Annotated in this window: 17 protein-coding genes and 2 tRNA genes; 17 read left to right on the plus strand and 2 right to left on the minus strand. The window is 51.7% G+C overall.

Annotation, left to right across the window (positions count from 1 at the left end; genetic code table 11):
- The first annotated feature begins 7 nt into the window (after nt 1-7).
- From J6J28_RS03335 to greA, 6 genes are all read left to right on the plus strand, one after another.
- Entirely contained in the window at nt 8-805 is a 798-nt protein-coding gene (locus tag J6J28_RS03335) for a M48 family metallopeptidase (RefSeq protein WP_301719908.1), read from the plus strand.
- 141 nt (nt 806-946) lie between these two features.
- Nucleotides 947-2182 carry a dicarboxylate/amino acid:cation symporter gene (locus tag J6J28_RS03340; protein WP_301719909.1) on the plus strand — a complete coding sequence of 412 codons (1236 nt, stop codon included), beginning with the start codon at nt 947-949 and terminating at the stop codon, nt 2180-2182.
- Entirely contained in the window at nt 2179-2988 is an 810-nt protein-coding gene (dapB, locus tag J6J28_RS03345; RefSeq protein WP_301719910.1) for a 4-hydroxy-tetrahydrodipicolinate reductase, read from the plus strand. Before J6J28_RS03340 ends, dapB begins: the two co-directional genes overlap by 4 nt.
- A gap of 151 nt (nt 2989-3139) precedes the next feature.
- On the plus strand, nt 3140-4300 hold the full coding sequence (gene carA, locus J6J28_RS03350) for a glutamine-hydrolyzing carbamoyl-phosphate synthase small subunit (RefSeq protein ID WP_301719911.1): 1161 nt from the start codon (nt 3140-3142) through the stop codon (nt 4298-4300).
- Between the two features lie 30 nt (nt 4301-4330).
- Complete coding sequence (gene carB, locus J6J28_RS03355) at nt 4331-7555, plus strand: carbamoyl-phosphate synthase large subunit (protein WP_301719912.1); 3225 nt, start codon at nt 4331-4333, stop codon at nt 7553-7555.
- Nucleotides 7552-8028 (plus strand): transcription elongation factor GreA, encoded by a 477-nt coding sequence (greA, locus tag J6J28_RS03360; protein ID WP_301719913.1) that lies wholly within the window; start codon nt 7552-7554, stop codon nt 8026-8028. The genes carB and greA overlap by 4 nt, the downstream gene beginning before the upstream one ends.
- Before the next feature lie 21 nt (nt 8029-8049).
- Here the strand turns inward: greA and J6J28_RS03365 are convergent, their stop codons facing one another.
- Entirely contained in the window at nt 8050-8328 is a 279-nt protein-coding gene (locus J6J28_RS03365) for a helix-turn-helix domain-containing protein (protein WP_301719914.1), read from the minus strand.
- Between the two features lie 174 nt (nt 8329-8502).
- On the opposite strand from J6J28_RS03365, the gene J6J28_RS03370 reads away from it, so the two are divergent.
- A complete protein-coding gene (locus J6J28_RS03370) occupies nt 8503-8973 on the plus strand; it encodes a helix-turn-helix domain-containing protein (RefSeq protein ID WP_301719915.1) in 471 nt (156 codons plus the stop codon).
- Here J6J28_RS03370 and yhbY read toward each other — a convergent pair.
- Nucleotides 8970-9278 carry a ribosome assembly RNA-binding protein YhbY gene (gene yhbY / locus J6J28_RS03375; protein ID WP_301719916.1) on the minus strand — a complete coding sequence of 103 codons (309 nt, stop codon included), beginning with the start codon at nt 9276-9278 and terminating at the stop codon, nt 8970-8972. The two genes, J6J28_RS03370 and yhbY, sit on opposite strands and share 4 nt — an antisense overlap.
- Before the next feature lie 80 nt (nt 9279-9358).
- On the opposite strand from yhbY, the gene rlmE reads away from it, so the two are divergent.
- The 10 genes from rlmE to nusA all read left to right on the plus strand — a co-directional run bounded on the left by rlmE (nt 9359) and on the right by nusA (nt 17752).
- Nucleotides 9359-9985: a 23S rRNA (uridine(2552)-2'-O)-methyltransferase RlmE gene (gene rlmE / locus J6J28_RS03380; protein ID WP_301719917.1), complete on the plus strand. Its 627-nt coding sequence runs from the start codon at nt 9359-9361 to the stop codon at nt 9983-9985.
- 50 nt (nt 9986-10035) lie between these two features.
- Nucleotides 10036-11958 carry an ATP-dependent zinc metalloprotease FtsH gene (gene ftsH / locus J6J28_RS03385; protein ID WP_301719918.1) on the plus strand — a complete coding sequence of 641 codons (1923 nt, stop codon included), beginning with the start codon at nt 10036-10038 and terminating at the stop codon, nt 11956-11958.
- 46 nt (nt 11959-12004) lie between these two features.
- Nucleotides 12005-12820: a dihydropteroate synthase gene (gene folP / locus J6J28_RS03390; RefSeq protein ID WP_301719919.1), complete on the plus strand. Its 816-nt coding sequence runs from the start codon at nt 12005-12007 to the stop codon at nt 12818-12820.
- The gene (glmM, locus tag J6J28_RS03395; RefSeq protein ID WP_301719920.1) at nt 12817-14157 is read left to right on the plus strand and encodes a phosphoglucosamine mutase; all 1341 of its coding nucleotides are present in this window, start codon (nt 12817-12819) and stop codon (nt 14155-14157) included. The genes folP and glmM overlap by 4 nt, the downstream gene beginning before the upstream one ends.
- 110 nt (nt 14158-14267) lie before the next feature.
- Nucleotides 14268-15044: a triose-phosphate isomerase gene (tpiA, locus tag J6J28_RS03400; RefSeq protein ID WP_301719921.1), complete on the plus strand. Its 777-nt coding sequence runs from the start codon at nt 14268-14270 to the stop codon at nt 15042-15044.
- A gap of 2 nt (nt 15045-15046) precedes the next feature.
- Nucleotides 15047-15373, plus strand: coding sequence for a preprotein translocase subunit SecG (secG, locus tag J6J28_RS03405; protein WP_301719922.1), 327 nt, complete (start codon nt 15047-15049; stop codon nt 15371-15373).
- 12 nt (nt 15374-15385) lie between these two features.
- Nucleotides 15386-15470, plus strand: a tRNA-Leu gene (locus tag J6J28_RS03410).
- Nucleotides 15471-15534: 64 nt separating this feature from the next.
- Nucleotides 15535-15611 (plus strand) — tRNA-Met (locus J6J28_RS03415).
- A gap of 158 nt (nt 15612-15769) precedes the next feature.
- A complete protein-coding gene (gene rimP / locus J6J28_RS03420) occupies nt 15770-16228 on the plus strand; it encodes a ribosome maturation factor RimP (RefSeq protein WP_301719923.1) in 459 nt (152 codons plus the stop codon).
- Nucleotides 16229-16252: 24 nt separating this feature from the next.
- Nucleotides 16253-17752 (plus strand): transcription termination factor NusA, encoded by a 1500-nt coding sequence (nusA, locus tag J6J28_RS03425; RefSeq protein ID WP_301719924.1) that lies wholly within the window; start codon nt 16253-16255, stop codon nt 17750-17752.
- Nucleotide 17753 lies beyond the last annotated feature (1 nt).

Raw genomic sequence — 17753 nt, forward strand, 5'->3', positions numbered from 1 at the left:
GTAGGCGATGCGCACACTAAAATATGGACTTCTGGCCCTGGGCTTAACCGGCCTGGTGGCTTGCACGCAATCCCCCACGGGACGATCTCAGTTGCAGTTGTTCAGTAGCGATGAAATCGCTCAGTTAGGTGCGCAAAGTTATAATGCTCTGAAGCAGGAAGAAAAAATCTCCAGGGATCCTGCCCTGAATAGTTATGTGCAGTGTATCTCTGACGATCTCATTGCTGTGCTTCCAGAGCAGTGGGCGCAGCAGCAGTGGGAAGTCACTGTGTTTGAAAGCGAAGCGGTGAATGCCTTTGCGCTGCCAGGCGGCAAAATAGGTGTTTACACTGGCCTGATAGAGGTGGCTGAAAATGCCGCACAACTGGCCGCTGTGATAGGCCATGAAATAGGCCACGTTATCGCGCAACACAGTAATGAGCGTATGTCGAATCAGTTTGCTGCAGGTCTTGGCCTGCAGTTAGGCGGCATTCTGGTCGGACAGGAAATGGACAGCGATACAGCTGCGCTGGTCATGGGCGCCCTCGGCGTAGGTGTGCAACTGGGTTACATCCTGCCGTATTCGCGGATTCATGAAAGTGAATCTGATGAGCTCGGTTTAGGTTATATGGCTGCTGCCGGTTACGACCCTCGAGAAGCCGCTGAGTTGTGGCGGAACATGGCCCAACAGGCCGGCCCGAACCCGCCTGAATTCCTATCGACTCACCCGTCACCGCAAACGCGCATTGAAAAGCTTGAAGCGCTTGCCGTTGATGCCATGAGCACCTACCGTCAGGCGCCGCAGCCAAGCTGTCGTAAACCTTAAATCTTAGACCCGAACTTTTAGTACCCAGCGGCCGCACCACGCGGCCGCACCATTAACGAATAACGAATAACCAATCGTTCTAATCCCATTCCAGACATCCCCCGTACAATAGATTCTTTTTGACGAGCGATGTGAGGATCTATGCTCAAAACCTGGTTTGCAATTCCGTTCTGGCAACGGGTGCTGGGTGCTTTTGTGCTTGGTGTGGCCGCGGGACTTTTGGTGCCGGACTTTGCTGTAGCCCTGAAGCCCTTAGGTGATCTGTTTATTCAAGCCTTAAAAATGCTGGTGGCGCCACTGATTTTCTGTGCCATCGTGAATGCTATTTTGCAGTTTGGCGAAGACGAAGGGCTGGGAAAAATAGGTGCAAAAACCGTAGGTCTGTTCTTGCTGACGGCTGTCCTTGCCAGTGTCATCGGCCTTGCCGTCGGTAGTTTACTGGATGTGTCACCGACACAAAATCTGGTGGCTTCGCCAGATTATCAGGAGAAAGACGTTCCTGGGCCTATCGCGGTGTTTCTGAACATGATCCCGAGCAATCCCTTTGCTGCGCTCAGCGAAGGTAAAATTTTGCAGATCGTGGTGTTTGCAGCCCTCGTGGGTATTGCTATCCGCCAGGTAGGGCAGCCGGCTCAGGCACTGGGTAACGTGTTAAAATCCGGTGCTCAGGTGATGTACCGTATTACCAAGATGGTGCTTGAATTGACGCCCTTTGGCGTACTCGGTCTGATGGCCTGGGTGGTCGGCAGTTATGGCTTGAGTAGTCTGGCACCGCTGGCGGCTTTTGTCGGTGCGATTTATCTCGCCTGCTTTATTCATATTGTCTTTGTTTACGGCTCCATGGTGCGGCTTGCCGGGATGTCACCCTGGTTTTTCTTCAAGTCGGTGTTTTCAGCTCAGCTAGTCGCTTACACCACCTGTAGCAGCTTTGGTACGATTCCCGCAGCCCATCAGGCCATTACCGAACGCCTGCGGGTGAAAAAGTCCTATGCCAGCTTCGTGTTGCCATTAGGTGCCACCATTAATATGGACGGCTGTGGCGGTATTTATCCGGCGATTGCCGCAATTTTTATTGCGCAACTTTACGGCGTGCCGCTGGAGTGGATGGATTACTTACTGATCACGGGTACCGCAACCCTGGCCTCAATCGGCACCGCGGGTGTGCCTGGCACCGCCCTGGTGATGCTGACAGTCACCCTGAATGTGGTAGGCTTACCGCTGGAGGGCATTGCCTTTATCGCTGCTATCGATCGCATTATTGATATGGCTCGCACAGCGACCAATGTCACTGGTGATATGGCAGTTGCAGTCGTGCTTGGACGCGAAGATAATGGCGCTGGTGAAGAGCTTGTCGGGAGGCCACAGGAGCAATCATGAAGGTAGCGGTAATTGGCGCCAGTGGGCGCATGGGACAGGCAGTCCTGCAAGAGTTGATAGCGCAGGGGCATGAGTGCGCTGCTGCCATTGTCAGTGAACAGTCCAGCCAGCTGGGCCAGGCGCCGGACGATCCGCGACTTGCCGGCAGGCACTACAGTTCGGGCCGTGAATTAGAGCCCGGTAGCGTCGATGTGATGATTGATTTTAGCCTACCACAGGCGTTATCGCATAATCTTGCTCTGGCGCAGCACTTGGGGGCGCCAATAGTCGTTTGTACGACGGGGTTGGCGGACGCCGATCAGGATACGCTGGCACAGGCGTCGCAGTCGCTGCCCGTGCTTTACGCGGCCAATACCAGTGTTGGTATCGCGCTGATGGAACAACTCGTTACTTTGGCTAGTGCCGGATTTGCTGACGCAGATATCGAAATTCTTGAAGCGCACCACGCGGCGAAGCGTGACGCGCCCTCTGGTACCGCCCTGGTGTTAGGCGAAGCGGCAGCAACCGGACGCGGCACCACTCTGGCGCAAAGCACCGCAGGAATTCGTGGCGATGGCCCCCGTCAGGCGGGAAGTATCGGTTTTGCCGTGCTGCGTGCGGCAGATATTGTCGGCGAACATAGCGTTTATCTTGCCCAGACCGGAGAGCGTATTGAGCTGACCCACAGGATCCGCGATCGCCAGGTGTTTGCCCGTGGCGCGGTGCAGGCAGCGCAATGGCTGGCGGGGCAACCTGCGGGCCGTTATAAAATGCGCGATATGCTCGACACCAAGGCGTTACTACAACGGCTGTTGCACGAAATTTAACTAGACTTAAGGGCGGCTTTTCTTTAAAATAGACTCAATTTGCCAACGTAAAGTTGGTGAGCTGAAAACGCGCACTTTTTAGCTGGTGCAAGGTAATCAACGGGGAAGTCATTTTATGATTCACCCGTTTTTTTATGTACGGAGGTTAACCTTGAGTATTCTAGCGAGCCATTCAGCGAGCAAAGCCATTTTGGTGCTTGCGGATGGAACTGTTTTTCACGGCACTGCAATCGGTGCTGGTGGCACGGCGGTCGGCGAAGTTGTTTTTAATACCGCAATGACCGGCTACCAAGAAATTCTCACCGATCCCTCCTATGCTGAACAAATCGTAACTCTTACTTATCCCCATATTGGCAATTACGGCACCACCCACGAAGACGAAGAATCCAACCGTGTTTGGGCCAAAGGCCTGGTCATCCGTGATTTATCCCTCAAAGCCAGTAATTTTCGCCTGGAACAATCTTTAGGTGACTACTTGCGGCAGCGAAATGTGGTGGGGATTGCCGACATTGATACCCGTAAACTGACCCGACTGTTGCGCGAAAAAGGCGCTCAGAACGGCTGTATTATGGCCGGTAATGTTGATGGTGAGTTAGACGTTGACCACGCCTTGGAGCTCGCACGAGGCTTCCCGGGCTTGCAGGGCATGGATTTGGCGAAGGAAGTGACGATCCGCGCGCCGCATGAGTGGACCAGCAAAAGCTGGCAATTAGGCAAGGGCTTTAGTGAGCTCGAAGATCACAAGTTTCATGTGGTCGCCTATGATTATGGTTGTAAGCGCAATATCCTGCGGATGCTAGCTGATCGCGGCTGCAAGGTGACACTGGTCCCAGCAGAAATGCCAGCGAGCGACGTACTGGCAATGAAACCTGACGGTGTGTTTTTATCCAACGGACCGGGTGACCCTGAGCCTTGCGATTACGCCATCAAGGCAATTCGTGAACTGATTGAAGCAAAAATGCCGTTGTTTGGTATTTGTCTTGGGCATCAGTTGCTGGCGCTGGCCAGTGGTGCGAAAACCGAGAAAATGAAGTTTGGCCACCACGGTGCCAACCATCCGGTTCAGGACCTAGCGAACAACCGGGTGATGATTACCAGTCAGAACCATGGCTTTGCGGTCTCAGAGACAAACTTCCCGGAGAATCTTAAAGTGACGCATAAGTCCCTTTTTGACGGAACTTTACAGGGGATTCATCGCACTGATGCACCGGCGTTCAGCTTCCAGGGACATCCTGAAGCCAGCCCCGGACCGCACGATGCTGCACCTTTGTTTGATCACTTTATTGACCTGATGAGCCAGCGCGCGCAGTAAGCGCTGCCTGAACGGAGGACGAACCGACTTATGCCAAAACGTACCGACATAAAAAGCATCCTCATTCTTGGCGCTGGCCCCATTGTTATTGGCCAGGCCTGTGAGTTTGACTATTCCGGAGCCCAAGCTTGTAAAGCCCTGCGTGAAGAGGGTTACAAGGTTATCTTGGTGAACTCCAACCCTGCCACCATCATGACTGATCCGGACATGGCCGATGTGACTTACATCGAGCCGATTCACTGGGAAGTCGTGGCGAAGATCATTGAAGTTGAACGCCCGGATGCGGTGCTACCCACCATGGGTGGCCAGACGGCACTCAACTGTGCGCTGGAACTGGATAAACACGGTGTACTGGAAAAGTACAAGGTGGAAATGATCGGCGCCAATGCGGATGCCATTGATAAAGCTGAAGACCGTGATCGCTTTGATAAAGCGATGAAAGCGATTGGACTGGAAACGCCAAACGCTGAGGTTGCTCATAACCTCGACGAAGCTTTCGATATTCTCGGTCGCTTAGGCTTTCCCTGTATTATTCGCCCGTCATTCACTATGGGCGGCAGCGGTGGCGGTATTGCCTATAACCGTGAAGAATTCGAAGAGATCTGCCGGCGCGGCCTGGATTTGTCGCCCACCAAAGAATTGCTTATTGATGAGTCGTTAATCGGCTGGAAAGAGTTTGAAATGGAAGTGGTGCGCGATAAAGCAGATAACTGCATTATTGTCTGTGCCATTGAAAACTTTGACGCGATGGGTATCCATACCGGTGACTCGATTACTGTGGCACCGGCGCAAACACTGACCGACAAAGAGTATCAAATCATGCGGAACGCGGCGATGGCCGTATTGCGTGAGATTGGTGTCGAAACCGGCGGTTCAAACGTGCAGTTTGGTATTGATCCTGATACGGGTCGCATGGTCGTCATTGAGATGAACCCACGGGTGTCTCGCTCTTCTGCTCTAGCCTCAAAGGCAACCGGATTCCCAATTGCCAAAGTGGCTGCAAAATTAGCCGTAGGCTATACCCTGGATGAACTCGAAAACGAGATCACCGGCGGCGTCACCCCTGCATCTTTTGAGCCAGCATTAGACTATGTCGTTACCAAAATTCCACGCTTTAATTTCGAGAAGTTTGCTGGCTGTAATGACCGCTTAACCACCCAGATGAAATCTGTCGGTGAGGTGATGGCCATTGGCCGTAATCAGCAGGAGTCCTTGCAAAAGGCACTGCGTGGTCTGGAGATCGGTGCAACCGGCTTTGACCCTATGGTCGACCCTAATGATGCAGAAGCACGTGGCAAAGTTATCCGGGAGCTTAAAGAGCCGGGCGCGGAACGAATTTTCTACATTGCTGATGCATTCCGCATCGGTATGACCGTGCGCGAAGTGTTCGAGCTGACCCGCATCGACGAATGGTATCTGATCCAGATTGAAGAGATCGTGCTGCTGGAAGCAGAGATTCAAAAACTGGGTATGACAGGTCTTGATGAGCGTGTGCTGCGGGTACTTAAACGCAAAGGTTTTGCTGATGCCCGTATCGCACAGATTCTTGACGTTGCTGAGACAGAAATTCGCCGTCGCCGCCATGAGTTAGGCGTCGTGCCTGTCTATAAACGTGTGGATACCTGTGCCGCCGAGTTTGCCTCGGATACCGCCTACATGTACTCGACCTATGACGAAGAGTGCGAAGCGGCGCCGACCGACCGTGACAAAATCATGGTGATCGGTGGTGGACCCAACCGTATCGGGCAGGGCATTGAGTTTGATTACTGCTGTGTACACGCTGCCTTAGCGTTGCGTGAAGACGGCTATGAAACCATCATGGTGAACTGTAACCCGGAGACGGTTTCAACGGATTACGACACTTCTGATCGGTTGTACTTTGAGCCTATTACTCTGGAAGACGTGCTGGAAATTGTTCGCGTCGAGCAACCTAAAGGCGTGATTGTGCAATACGGTGGCCAGACGCCATTGAAACTTGCGCGTGAGCTGGAAGCCAATGGTGTGCCCGTGATCGGCACCTCGCCAGATGCCATCGACCGCGCCGAAGACCGCGAGCGTTTCCAGAGCGCGGTACGCCGCTTAGGTCTCAAGCAACCTGAGAACGCGACCGTGACCAAGGTCGATGAAGCTCTGCGCGAAGCAGAGCGCATTGGCTATCCGCTGGTGGTACGGCCAAGCTACGTGCTTGGTGGCCGGGCGATGGAAATCGTTTACGATGAGACTGACTTGCACCGCTATCTGACGGATGCGGTGAAGGTATCCAATTCGGCCCCGGTGTTGCTGGATCGTTTCCTCGATAACGCAATTGAAGTGGATGTCGATGCCATCTGTGATGGTCAGGACGTGTTTATCGGCGGCATTATGCAACACATTGAACAAGCGGGGGTCCACTCAGGTGACTCGGCCTGTTCGTTACCACCGTACTCGTTAAGCGACAAAATTCAGGACGAGCTGCGTGAGCAGATGCGCAAGCTGGCATTTGAACTTAACGTACAGGGGTTAATGAATGCTCAGTTCGCGGTGAAAGAAGACGAGATCTACCTGATTGAGGTGAATCCGCGTGCAGCCCGTACCGTACCCTTTGTTTCGAAAGCCACCGGTGTTCCGTTAGCAAAAATTGCGGCGCGGGTGATGGTGGGTCAGACCCTGAAGCAACAAGGGTACGACAAGGAAGTTATTCCGCCCTATTACTCGGTGAAAGAAGTCGTGATTCCGTTTGCTAAGTTCCAGGGCGTTGACCCCATTCGTGGCCCGGAAATGCGCTCCACAGGCGAAGTTATGGGCGTAGGTGAAAGCTTCGAAGAGGCCTATGCAAAAGCTAACCTGGGCGCAGGCGAAGCGCTGGCAAAAGCCGGCAAGGCCTTGTTATCGGTCCGGGATGGTGACAAAGCGCGGTTGTTTGACCTTGCCCGCGGTTTGATTGCACTTGGTTTTTCTCTGGAAGCAACGCGCGGTACTGCGAAACTGCTTAGCGGCGAGGGCATCTCCTGCTCGGTGGTGAATAAATTGCAGGAAGGCCGTCCAAATATTGTTGATGCAATTAAAAACGGCGAGTACAGTTACATTATCAATACCGTTGAAGGGCGCCAGGCAATTGAAGACTCGGTCTATATTCGCCGCGAAGCGCTCTTGAATAAAGTGATTTATACCACCACTTTGAATGCAGCATTTGCGACAGTTAAAGCAAATACTGCAGATGACCGGGCACGGGTAAACTCACTGCAGTCATTACATAAAAGGGTTGAAACAGCATGAGTCAGATTCCAATGACGACCCGCGGCGCCGAGATGCTGCGGGAGGAATTGAAACGTTTAAAGACTGAAGACCGACCGCGGATTATTCAGGCGATCTCTGATGCCCGTGAGCACGGCGATTTGAAAGAGAATGCGGAATATCACGCCGCCCGTGAACAACAGGGCTTTTGTGAAGGTCGTATTCAGGAAATTGAAGCCAAGCTATCCAATGCACAGATCATTGATGTCACCAAGGTCCCGAATCAGGGCAAAGTGATTTTTGGCGCGACAGTCACCCTGTACAATACAGTTACTGAAAAAGAAGTGACCTACCGTATCGTGGGTGACGATGAAGCTGATATCAAACAAAATCTGATTTCAGTGAACTCGCCAATTTCCCGTGCGCTCATCGGCAAACAAATCGATGATGTGGCACGCGTCAATACGCCAAACGGTGAAGTCGAATACGAAGTGGTGAAAGTCGAGTATAGTTAACTCGTCTTTCCCTTGGCTTGACTAATTTTTGTCATTTAAGAGCGCGACCAGTTCGCGCTCTTTTTGTTCGCGGTCTTCTTTGCTGGTCACCACAGCGCCGTGATAACTCTCGACATCTGGGAACACTTCTTCTATCGGTCGGTCCAGCGCTTTAGCGAGTGCCGCAGCCACAGATTGTGACCGGGCCTTGCGCGAAGCCACCTTTGAAATCAGCGAAGGGCTTTTCCCAAGAGCTTTAGCAAGCATTGAAAAATCATATCCTCGCTGGGCTAATTCCTTTTTAATTTTATTACTATCCATCGTCGCTCTGCTGTGGTTGAATGTAGCTCATTGTGAACTTAAGTGGAGTTCACAGTGCGTTCAAAAGAACTAAAAAGTGGGTCAAAAGACAAATATTAAGGAAAAATGATGTCAAATGACACTAAAATAAATACTACACATAGGGCGCAGAAAAGCAAAGTAGAAATACTCAGTATGGACGAGTGTATTGCGCGGTTGAAGCTGTATTACGGTGATTTACCCCTGGCAAAAATCATGCGTAAAATCGGCATACCCAACTCAACATATGCGAACTGGCGCAAACGCGGCACAGTCACCAGCGATCAGTTGGTGGTAGGACTGATTAACGCAGGTATATCATTAGATTGGTTTTTCTCTCCCGACAAACAGCTGAATTATCCTACGCCTTCGCAACTGCATCTGGCCGAAGCAGTGCAATCTGAGTATCAAAGGGCTTCAGAACGGGCACAGGTAATCAAAGCAGTGGAAGCGATCGAACCATTGTTCAGACTTTTTAATCTGGAGAAAACTGAGGATAACCAGGCGTTACTGGTGGAAACTTATCTGGCCCGCAGAGCGGACCATGTCACAGCTAGTTTTGCGATTAAACAAGTCGCCAAGGCGCTTGCCAGCGCCCAACGCAACATGAAGAAACCGCGCAGTTAACTGCGCGGTAATTGAATTTTCCCTTCCGGACCCGGTTTATAAAGGGTCAGCACCTTACCTACGACTTGTACCCGATACGCCTGCGTATGCGCGACGATGGTGGTATAAATCTGCTCACGTAGTTCACGGTCGTCTTCAGGGACCCGAACCTTAATCAGTTCATGATGATTAAGCGCAAGGTCGATTTCCGCCATTACGCCTTCGGTAAGGCCATTTCCGCCTAATAACACCACCGGTTTGAGCTTGTGTGCCAAGCTTTTTAGGTGTTGTTTCTGTTTATTGCTTAAAGTTAACCCTGCAGCCATGTAATAATATCCTACTATCTCTTGAATTTTCGCTATTCTACCGCCATCTGGGTAGTAGAAGCCAGTTTGGTATTGAGGCTATGGGTAAAAAACGATCAGCAAGCAGTTCACGGTGGTTGCAGGAACACTTTAGCGACCATTATGTACAGAAGGCCCAAAAGCAGGGCCTACGCTCCCGGGCGGTATTTAAAATTGATGAAATTCAGCAAAAGGATCATATCTTAAAACAAGGTATGACGGTGGTGGATCTTGGTGCAGCGCCTGGCGGCTGGTCGCAGTATGTGGTCGAGAAGCTGGAAGGCAACTGTCAGGTCATTGCCTGTGACATTCTGCCTATGGATCCGATCGCTGGCGTCGATTTTCTCGAAGGTGACTTTCGCGAAGAAAGTGTTTTGGAGGCTCTGCTGACCCGAATCGGGGGCAAGAACGTAGACGTAGTGTTGTCGGATATGGCGCCGAATATGAGCGGTAACGATAACGTTGACCTGCCACGGTCAATGTACCTGGTCGAACTGGCCTTAGATATGTGTCACCAGGTATTGAAACCGAATGGCAGTTTTGTCGTCAAAGTATTTCATGGACAAGGTTTTGAAGAGTTTCTGAAAGCCGTGCGCGGCGCGTTCACAACGGTTCGCACACGTAAGCCAGACTCGTCTCGGGCTCGCTCCCGAGAGGTGTATCTGGTAGCTACGGGATACAAATTGTAGTACGCTGTTGGCAGCGAGCTAAGCAACGCAAATAAATGAGGTAGTCAGCTTTGAGCGATATGGCAAAAAATCTAATTCTTTGGCTGGTGATCGCCGTCGTATTAATGACGGTGTTCAATAGTTTTAGTCCCGGTAACGGCACAAGTGCCCAGGTTCCCTACAGCCAGTTTGTTTCGCAGGTAAACAACGGCGGTATCCGTAAAGCTGATATCGACGGTCGCGTGATCACGGCGCAATCGCGGACAGGTGAAACCTTTACCACAGTAATTCCACTCAACGACCCTGAGCTGATGAACGATCTGCTTAAGAACAACGTTGAAGTTGTCGGTAAGCCTCCTGAAGAACCAAGTATTCTGACTTCGATCTTCATCTCGTGGTTCCCGATGCTGCTGTTGATTGGTGTGTGGATATTCTTCATGCGTCAGATGCAGGGCGGCGGCGGTGGCCGTGGTGCCATGAGTTTTGGTAAGAGTAAAGCGCGGCTGATGAGTGAAGAGCAAATTAAAACGACGTTCAGTGATGTTGCTGGTTGTGACGAAGCCAAAGAAGAGGTTTCTGAACTGGTTGAGTACTTGCGCGATCCAACCAAGTTCCAGCGCTTAGGTGGTAAAATCCCTACGGGCGTGCTTATGGTAGGACCTCCTGGTACGGGTAAGACATTGCTTGCTAAAGCGATTTCCGGCGAAGCAAAAGTCCCGTTCTTCTCTATTTCAGGTTCTGATTTCGTTGAAATGTTCGTCGGTGTCGGTGCCTCTCGAGTGCGTGACATGTTCGAACAAGCGAAAAAGTCAGCGCCGTGCATTATCTTTATTGACGAGATTGATGCTGTGGGTCGTCAGCGTGGCGCAGGCCTCGGTGGTGGACACGATGAGCGTGAGCAGACTCTGAACCAGATGTTGGTTGAGATGGATGGTTTCGAAGGCAACGAAGGTATTATTGTCATCGCTGCAACCAACCGTCCTGACGTACTTGACCCTGCGCTACTGCGTCCAGGTCGCTTTGACCGCCAGGTGATGGTCGGTTTACCTGACGTCCGTGGCCGTGAACAAATTCTGAAAGTACACATGCGCAAAGTGCCTTTAGGTGATGATGTTGATGCATCTCTAATCGCGCGCGGTACTCCTGGATTCTCAGGTGCTGATTTGGCGAACCTGGTCAACGAGGCAGCGTTATTTGCCGCCCGCTCTGACAAACGCGTCGTCGCGATGGAAGAGTTTGATAAAGCCAAGGACAAGATCATGATGGGCGCAGAGCGTCGCTCAATGGTCATGACCGATGATGAAAAAGCACAGACTGCGTACCACGAAGCGGGACACGCTATCGTTGGCCGGCTGGTGCCAGAGCATGACCCAGTTTACAAGGTCTCGATTATTCCACGTGGGCGGGCGCTGGGTGTAACTATGTACCTGCCTGAACAAGATCGCGTCAGCCATTCCAAGCAGCACCTGGAAAGCATGATTTCGAGTTTATTCGGTGGCCGTCTGGCAGAACAAATCATCTATGGCGATGAGAAAGTGACCACCGGTGCCTCGAATGACATTGAACGGGCGACGCAAATTGCGAAGAAAATGGTCACGCAATGGGGCTTATCAGAAAAAATGGGGCCTTTGCTGTACGCTGACGACGAGAATGAAGTATTCCTCGGACGCTCGGTGACCCAGCATAAGCACATGTCTGATGAAACCGCGCGGGCGATTGATCAGGAAGTAAAACTCTTTATTGATCGTAACTATGATCGGGCGAAACGTATTCTCGAAGAGAATGTCGATATTCTGCATTCAATGAAAGATGCGTTGATGCAGTATGAAACCATCGACGCGGACCAGATTGATGATTTGATGAATCGTCGGGACGTGCGTCAGCCACGTGACTGGAACAAGCCGGATCGTAACGATGACTCAAGCGGAGGAGCGGCAGCGAGCTCAGATGAGCAGCCGTTGACGGATAAACCGGGCGACGCCCCCGCAAATTAAAGTATGAAAAGCCCCGGAGACGGGGCTTTTTTTTGAGGATCGAAGTATGGCAGCTGCAACAGCTCTTCCCAAAGTGATGGGAATTCTCAACGTCACCCCTGATTCTTTTTCTGACGGTGGCCGTTTCAACAGTGTTGATCGTGCCTTGCAACAGGCCGAACAAATGATTGCCGATGGCGCGGACTATCTGGACATTGGCGGTGAGTCGACGCGTCCGGGGGCCGACGCTGTCAGTGTTCAGGAAGAAATCGATCGGGTGATGCCTGTGATTGCCCGCCTGCGTCAGGAGTTTGACGTGGCACTGTCGCTGGACACCTGTAAAACAGCAGTGATGGCCGAAGGGCTGAATCAGGGCATTGCGCTGGTGAATGATATTCGAGCGCTGCGGGATGAAGGCGCACTGGCCTTGTTAGCCCAGCATGATGTCGACGTGTGTTTGATGCACATGCAAGGCGAGCCGCGGACCATGCAGCATCAACCGCGTTATGAAGACGTTGTGATTGAGGTGAAAGCGTTTTTACAGCAACGTATTCGCGCCTGCGACGAAGCGGGAATCGCGCGTGAACGGATTTATCTTGATCCGGGCTTTGGTTTTGGCAAGAGCGTAAGGCATAATTATCAATTGCTGCAACGCATGCAGGCCTTGCACGAACTGCAGCTACCACTGTTGGTAGGTGTCTCCCGCAAGTCGATGCTGGGACATGTGACCGGACGAGAGGTGGAAGATCGCTTACCAGCGAGTCTTGCCGCTGCGACGATTGCAGCAATGAAAGGGGCGCGAATTATTCGCGTGCATGATGTCAGGGAAACGGTTGATGCAATGAAAGTCGTTGCAGCAACCTTGGCTGGAGATTTCAGTTGAGTGAACGTAAGTATTTTGGCACCGATGGTGTCCGTGGTCGGGTCGGCGATTTTCCAATAACCCCAGATTTTGCGGTAAAGCTAGGCTGGGCAGCCGGCACGGTTTTTGCGAAGTCGGGCAACCAAAGAGTGCTGGTCGGCAAAGATACCCGCTTGTCCGGCTATATGCTGGAGTCAGCTTTAGAAGCCGGCTTACTCTCCGCCGGCGTTAGCGTCGAGTTTTTGGGGCCAATGCCGACGCCTGCTGTGGCTTATTTAACGCGTAACTTTCGTGCCGCGGCAGGGATAGTAATCAGTGCCTCGCACAATCCCTATTACGATAACGGTATTAAGTTTTTCTCGGATTCGGGAAGCAAGCTGCCTGATGCCGTTGAGAGCGAAATCGAGCGACTACTGGATGAGCCGCTGGTATGTGTTCCGTCAGAGCAAATGGGGCGGGCCAGCCGCATCGACGATGCACCGGGGCGTTACATTGAGTTTTGTAAGAGTGTATTCCCCTCTGAGTTGTCCTTAAGCGGACTGACCATTGTCGTGGATTGCGCCCATGGTGCGACCTACCATATCGCGCCAGACGTTTTACGCGAGCTGGGCGCTACGGTACACGAAATTGGTACGGCACCAAACGGGATCAATATTAATGCTGACTGTGGTGCGACTGAGTTGAAAAGCCTGCAGGCGAGTGTTCGTGAACATAAGGCTGACCTTGGCTTTGCACTGGACGGCGACGGTGACCGCTTGATGATGGTGACCAGCGAAGGACGGGTTGTCGACGGTGACGATGTGATTTATATCCTCGCCCGCGCAGCCCAGCAAGATGGTCTGTTGCAGGGCGGAATCGTGGGTACGCTGATGTCGAATTTTGCGCTGGAGAAATTCTTCGCCGATCGCAAAATCCCCTTTGTGCGAGCTAAAGTTGGCGATCGCTATGTCATGGAAGAGCTGGTTAAACGGGACTGGAAGATCGGTGGCGAGAACTCAGGCCACCTTATCAATCGTCAGTTCCACAGTACCGGCGATGGGATTATCGCGGGGCTACAGGTGCTGACAGCAATGCAGCGGGAACAATGCAGCTTAAGTGATCTGCTAAAAGGTTTTGAAAAATATCCGCAGGCTCTGATTAATGTGCGCTTCCAGGCCGGCTCGGATCCGTTAGCAGATTCGGCGGTGCAGTCTGCCGTTGCAGACGTTGAAAAACGGCTTGGCAATGAAGGCCGCGTTCTGCTGCGTAAATCCGGCACCGAACCGCTGATTCGGGTCATGGTTGAAGGCCGCGATGCGCAGTCCGTAAAAACCCTGGCCCAGCAAATCGCAGGTGAAGTTGAGGCGGCGGCGAATTAATGAGCAGTCTCGCTGTTTTGTAGTATTCAGTACTTGTAAGTTGGCGGCAGGTTATGTAATATCTCGCCGCTCTTAAGGTAGCAATTAAAACGCACTTAATAGAGGCATTTATGCAACGGCAACCCTTGGTCATCGCGAACTGGAAAATGAATGGCAATCGCCACCTTACCAGCCAGCTGGCAGAGGCTCTGCGTGAGTCAGGTGCGCTTTTGAACGATGTCTCAGTGGTGGTGTGTCCACCGGCAGTGTTGTTACCGGCCTGGCAAAGCGAAGTGTTCTACGACGATGTGCATTTAGGCGCGCAAGATGTAAATGAGCATCACGCCGGTGCCCATACGGGTGAACACAGCCTGCAGTTGCTTACCGAAACTGGCGCTGAATATGTACTGATCGGGCACTCTGAACGCCGTCAGTTGTACGGCGACTCAGACGATCGGGTGCAAGCCAAAGTAGACGCAGTGTTAGCGTTTCAAGAGCAAAAGCTTAAGGTCGTGTTATGCCTCGGCGAACACGAACATGAGCGTGATAATGGCGAGACCTTTGCAAGAATTGAAGGACAGTTAGCTAAGGCGTTAGCTAATGTCAGCGCGGCACAACTCGCGCATGTGGTGATAGCTTATGAACCCGTTTGGGCAATAGGCACCGGTAAAACGGCAAGTCCACAGCAAGCACAAGAAGTACACGCATTTATACGAAATTGGTTGCAGCAGCGTTATGATGCGGCTGCAGCAACAGTGCCATTGCTGTACGGTGGCAGTGTCAAAGCGGATAGCGCTCCCGCATTATTCGCAGAAACAGACATTGATGGCGGCTTGATCGGCGGCGCAAGTTTAGAACCTGAAGCGTTCCTTGCAATTTGTCGTGCGGCTCAAGCCCGGAGAAGCTAACTATGTACGAATTTTTAATGATTGCGTATCTTATCGTTGCCATTGTGCTGGTCGGAATTATCATGATTCAGCAAGGTAAAGGTGCAGATATGGGCGCGTCGTTCGGTGCCGGCTCATCAAACACAGTGTTTGGCTCCGGTGGTTCAGGTAACTTCCTGACCCGTACGACTGCTGTGATTGCAATTGTGTTTTTTGTTTTAAGTCTGATTTTAGGCAACTTGTCGTCAGGTTCAGGTGATGTTGAGAGCGAATTCGAGAACATCGAAGCGCCAGCTCCTGTGAACCAGGAAGTCCCAACTTCTGGTAACGACGTACCAGAGTCAGAATAACTAACGATTTATGCGGATGTGGTGGAATTGGTAGACACGCTATCTTGAGGGGGTAGTGCTTTCGGGCGTGCGGGTTCAAGTCCCGCCATCCGCACCAAATTGGCAACCTGTTTTGGTTGCGTTTCCTTCGGGAATCTTTATAATATGGACACGTTTTCGGACGCGGGGTGGAGCAGTCTGGTAGCTCGTCGGGCTCATAACCCGAAGGTCGTAGGTTCAAATCCTGCCCCCGCAACCATTTAACAAAGGGTCCAGTGTTCGAAAAGCCCCGCTTCTGTCCGGGGCTTTTTACTATGTGACCTCTGCTGCAATGCGGTACGACATCAGATGTCGAGCGAATTAGCAGTCATAACACTGGGCGTTTACGCCCTTTTTTTGTTTCAGGAGTTCAAGAATTTGGCACGTATTGAAGAACGCTTAGTCACCATGATTGAGCCAGCAGTAGCGGCATTAGGTTTTGAATTGTGGGGCGTAGAATTTGTTCGCGCAGGCAAACATTCGACCTTGCGGGTGTACATTGACCATGAAGATGGTATTGGTGTTGACGACTGCGCCGATGTAAGTCATCAGGTGAGTGCGTTACTGGATGTGGAAGACCCGATTAATAGCGAGTACTACCTGGAAGTGTCCTCGCCGGGAATGGAACGTCCGTTCTTCAGTGCTGCGCAAATGCAGAACTATCTAGGCGAAACTGCGGCAGTGGAATTGACCATGGCGCAGCAAAACAGACGTAAATTTAAAGGTGTCATCAAAGCAGTTGATGGCAACTCAGTTGAATTCGAAGTTGAGGGTGAACCAATGACGGTGAATTACTCAGCAGTGAAAAAAGCTCATTTAGTTCCTCAGTTAAACTAAGGATTGCGCAGGCGAGGCAAGATAATGGCAAAAGAAATTTTATTAGTTGCAGAAGCTGTTTCGAACGAAAAAGACGTTTCGAAAGACAAAATCTTTGAGGCTCTGGAGTCTGCGTTAGCGCATGCAACGAAAAAGAAATACGACGGTGACATCGATGTACGGGTCAGTATTGACCGCACCACAGGTGATTTTGACACCTACCGCCGCTGGTTAGTGGTCGATGATGCAGAGCAGCCGCTTGAGCACCCGTACCGCGAGATCAGTCTGGCTGCGGCACAATACGAAGATGAGTCTGTGCAAGCCGGCGATTTTGTTGAAGAACAAATTGACTCGATTGAATTTGATCGCATCACCACGCAAACCGCCAAGCAAGTTATCGTGCAGAAAGTGCGTGAAGCTGAGCGTGCAAAAGTGGTGGATGAATATCAGGACCAGGTCGGTGAGTTGGTCAGCGGTATTGTGAAACGTGCCAATCGTGAGCACGTCCTGCTGGATTTGGGCAATAACGCTGAAGCAATGATTTATCGTGAAGAAATGCTACCACGCGAATCTGTGCGTGTTGGTGACCGCGTCCGCGGTTTGCTTTATGAAGTTCGCCCGGAAGCGCGAGGTGCGCAGTTATTTGTCAGTCGCACCAACCCAGACTTTCTGATTGAGCTGTTCCGTATCGAAGTGCCGGAAATCGGCGAAGAAATGATTGAAATCCGCGGTGCAGCACGCGATCCGGGTTCACGGGCGAAAATTGCGGTTAAAAGCAATGACCGCCGCATTGACCCTGTTGGAGCTTGCGTAGGTATGCGTGGCGCCCGGGTGCAAGCCGTATCGGGTGAACTTGGTGGTGAGCGCGTAGATATCGTGTTGTGGGATGATAACCCGGCACAGTTCGTGATTAACGCTATGGCGCCAGCTGAAGTGGCATCTATCGTTGTTGACGAAGATGCGCACACCATGGATATCGCGGTAGAGGAAGGTAATCTTGCTCAGGCCATCGGTAAAGCCGGACAGAACGTGCGCCTTGCCAGTCAGTTGACCGGTTGGCAATTGAATGTGATGTCAGTGGATGAGTTTACCGAGAAAAACGAAGCTGAAGCACAGCGCTTGCTTGACTTGTTTACTAAACACCTCGCTATTGACGAAGATTTTGCGGCGGTGTTAGTCGATGAAGGTTTCTCATCGCTGGAAGAAGTCGCTTATGTGCCGATGGACGAGCTGCTGACCATTGAAGGTATGGACGAAGATATCGTCGAAGAATTACGTAGCCGTGCGCGTGGCGTTTTAACTACGAAAGCATTGGCAGATGAAGAGTCGCTTGAGAGCGTTGAGCCGGATGAAACCTTGCTAAATCTTGAAGGTTTGGACCGTCACTTGGCCTATGTGCTTGCTAGTAAGGGTATTGTTACTCTTGAAAACCTGGCTGAGCAGGGCATTGACGATCTCGCGGAAATTGAAGAGTTAACCGAACAACGGGCTGGTGAGCTAATTATGCAGGCGCGTAATATTTGCTGGTTCGGTGACGAAGAATAAG

Origin of the sequence: Pseudidiomarina terrestris, assembly GCF_030466375.1 — a bacterium.
GTDB classification, from domain to species: Bacteria; Pseudomonadota; Gammaproteobacteria; order Enterobacterales; family Alteromonadaceae; genus Pseudidiomarina; species Pseudidiomarina terrestris.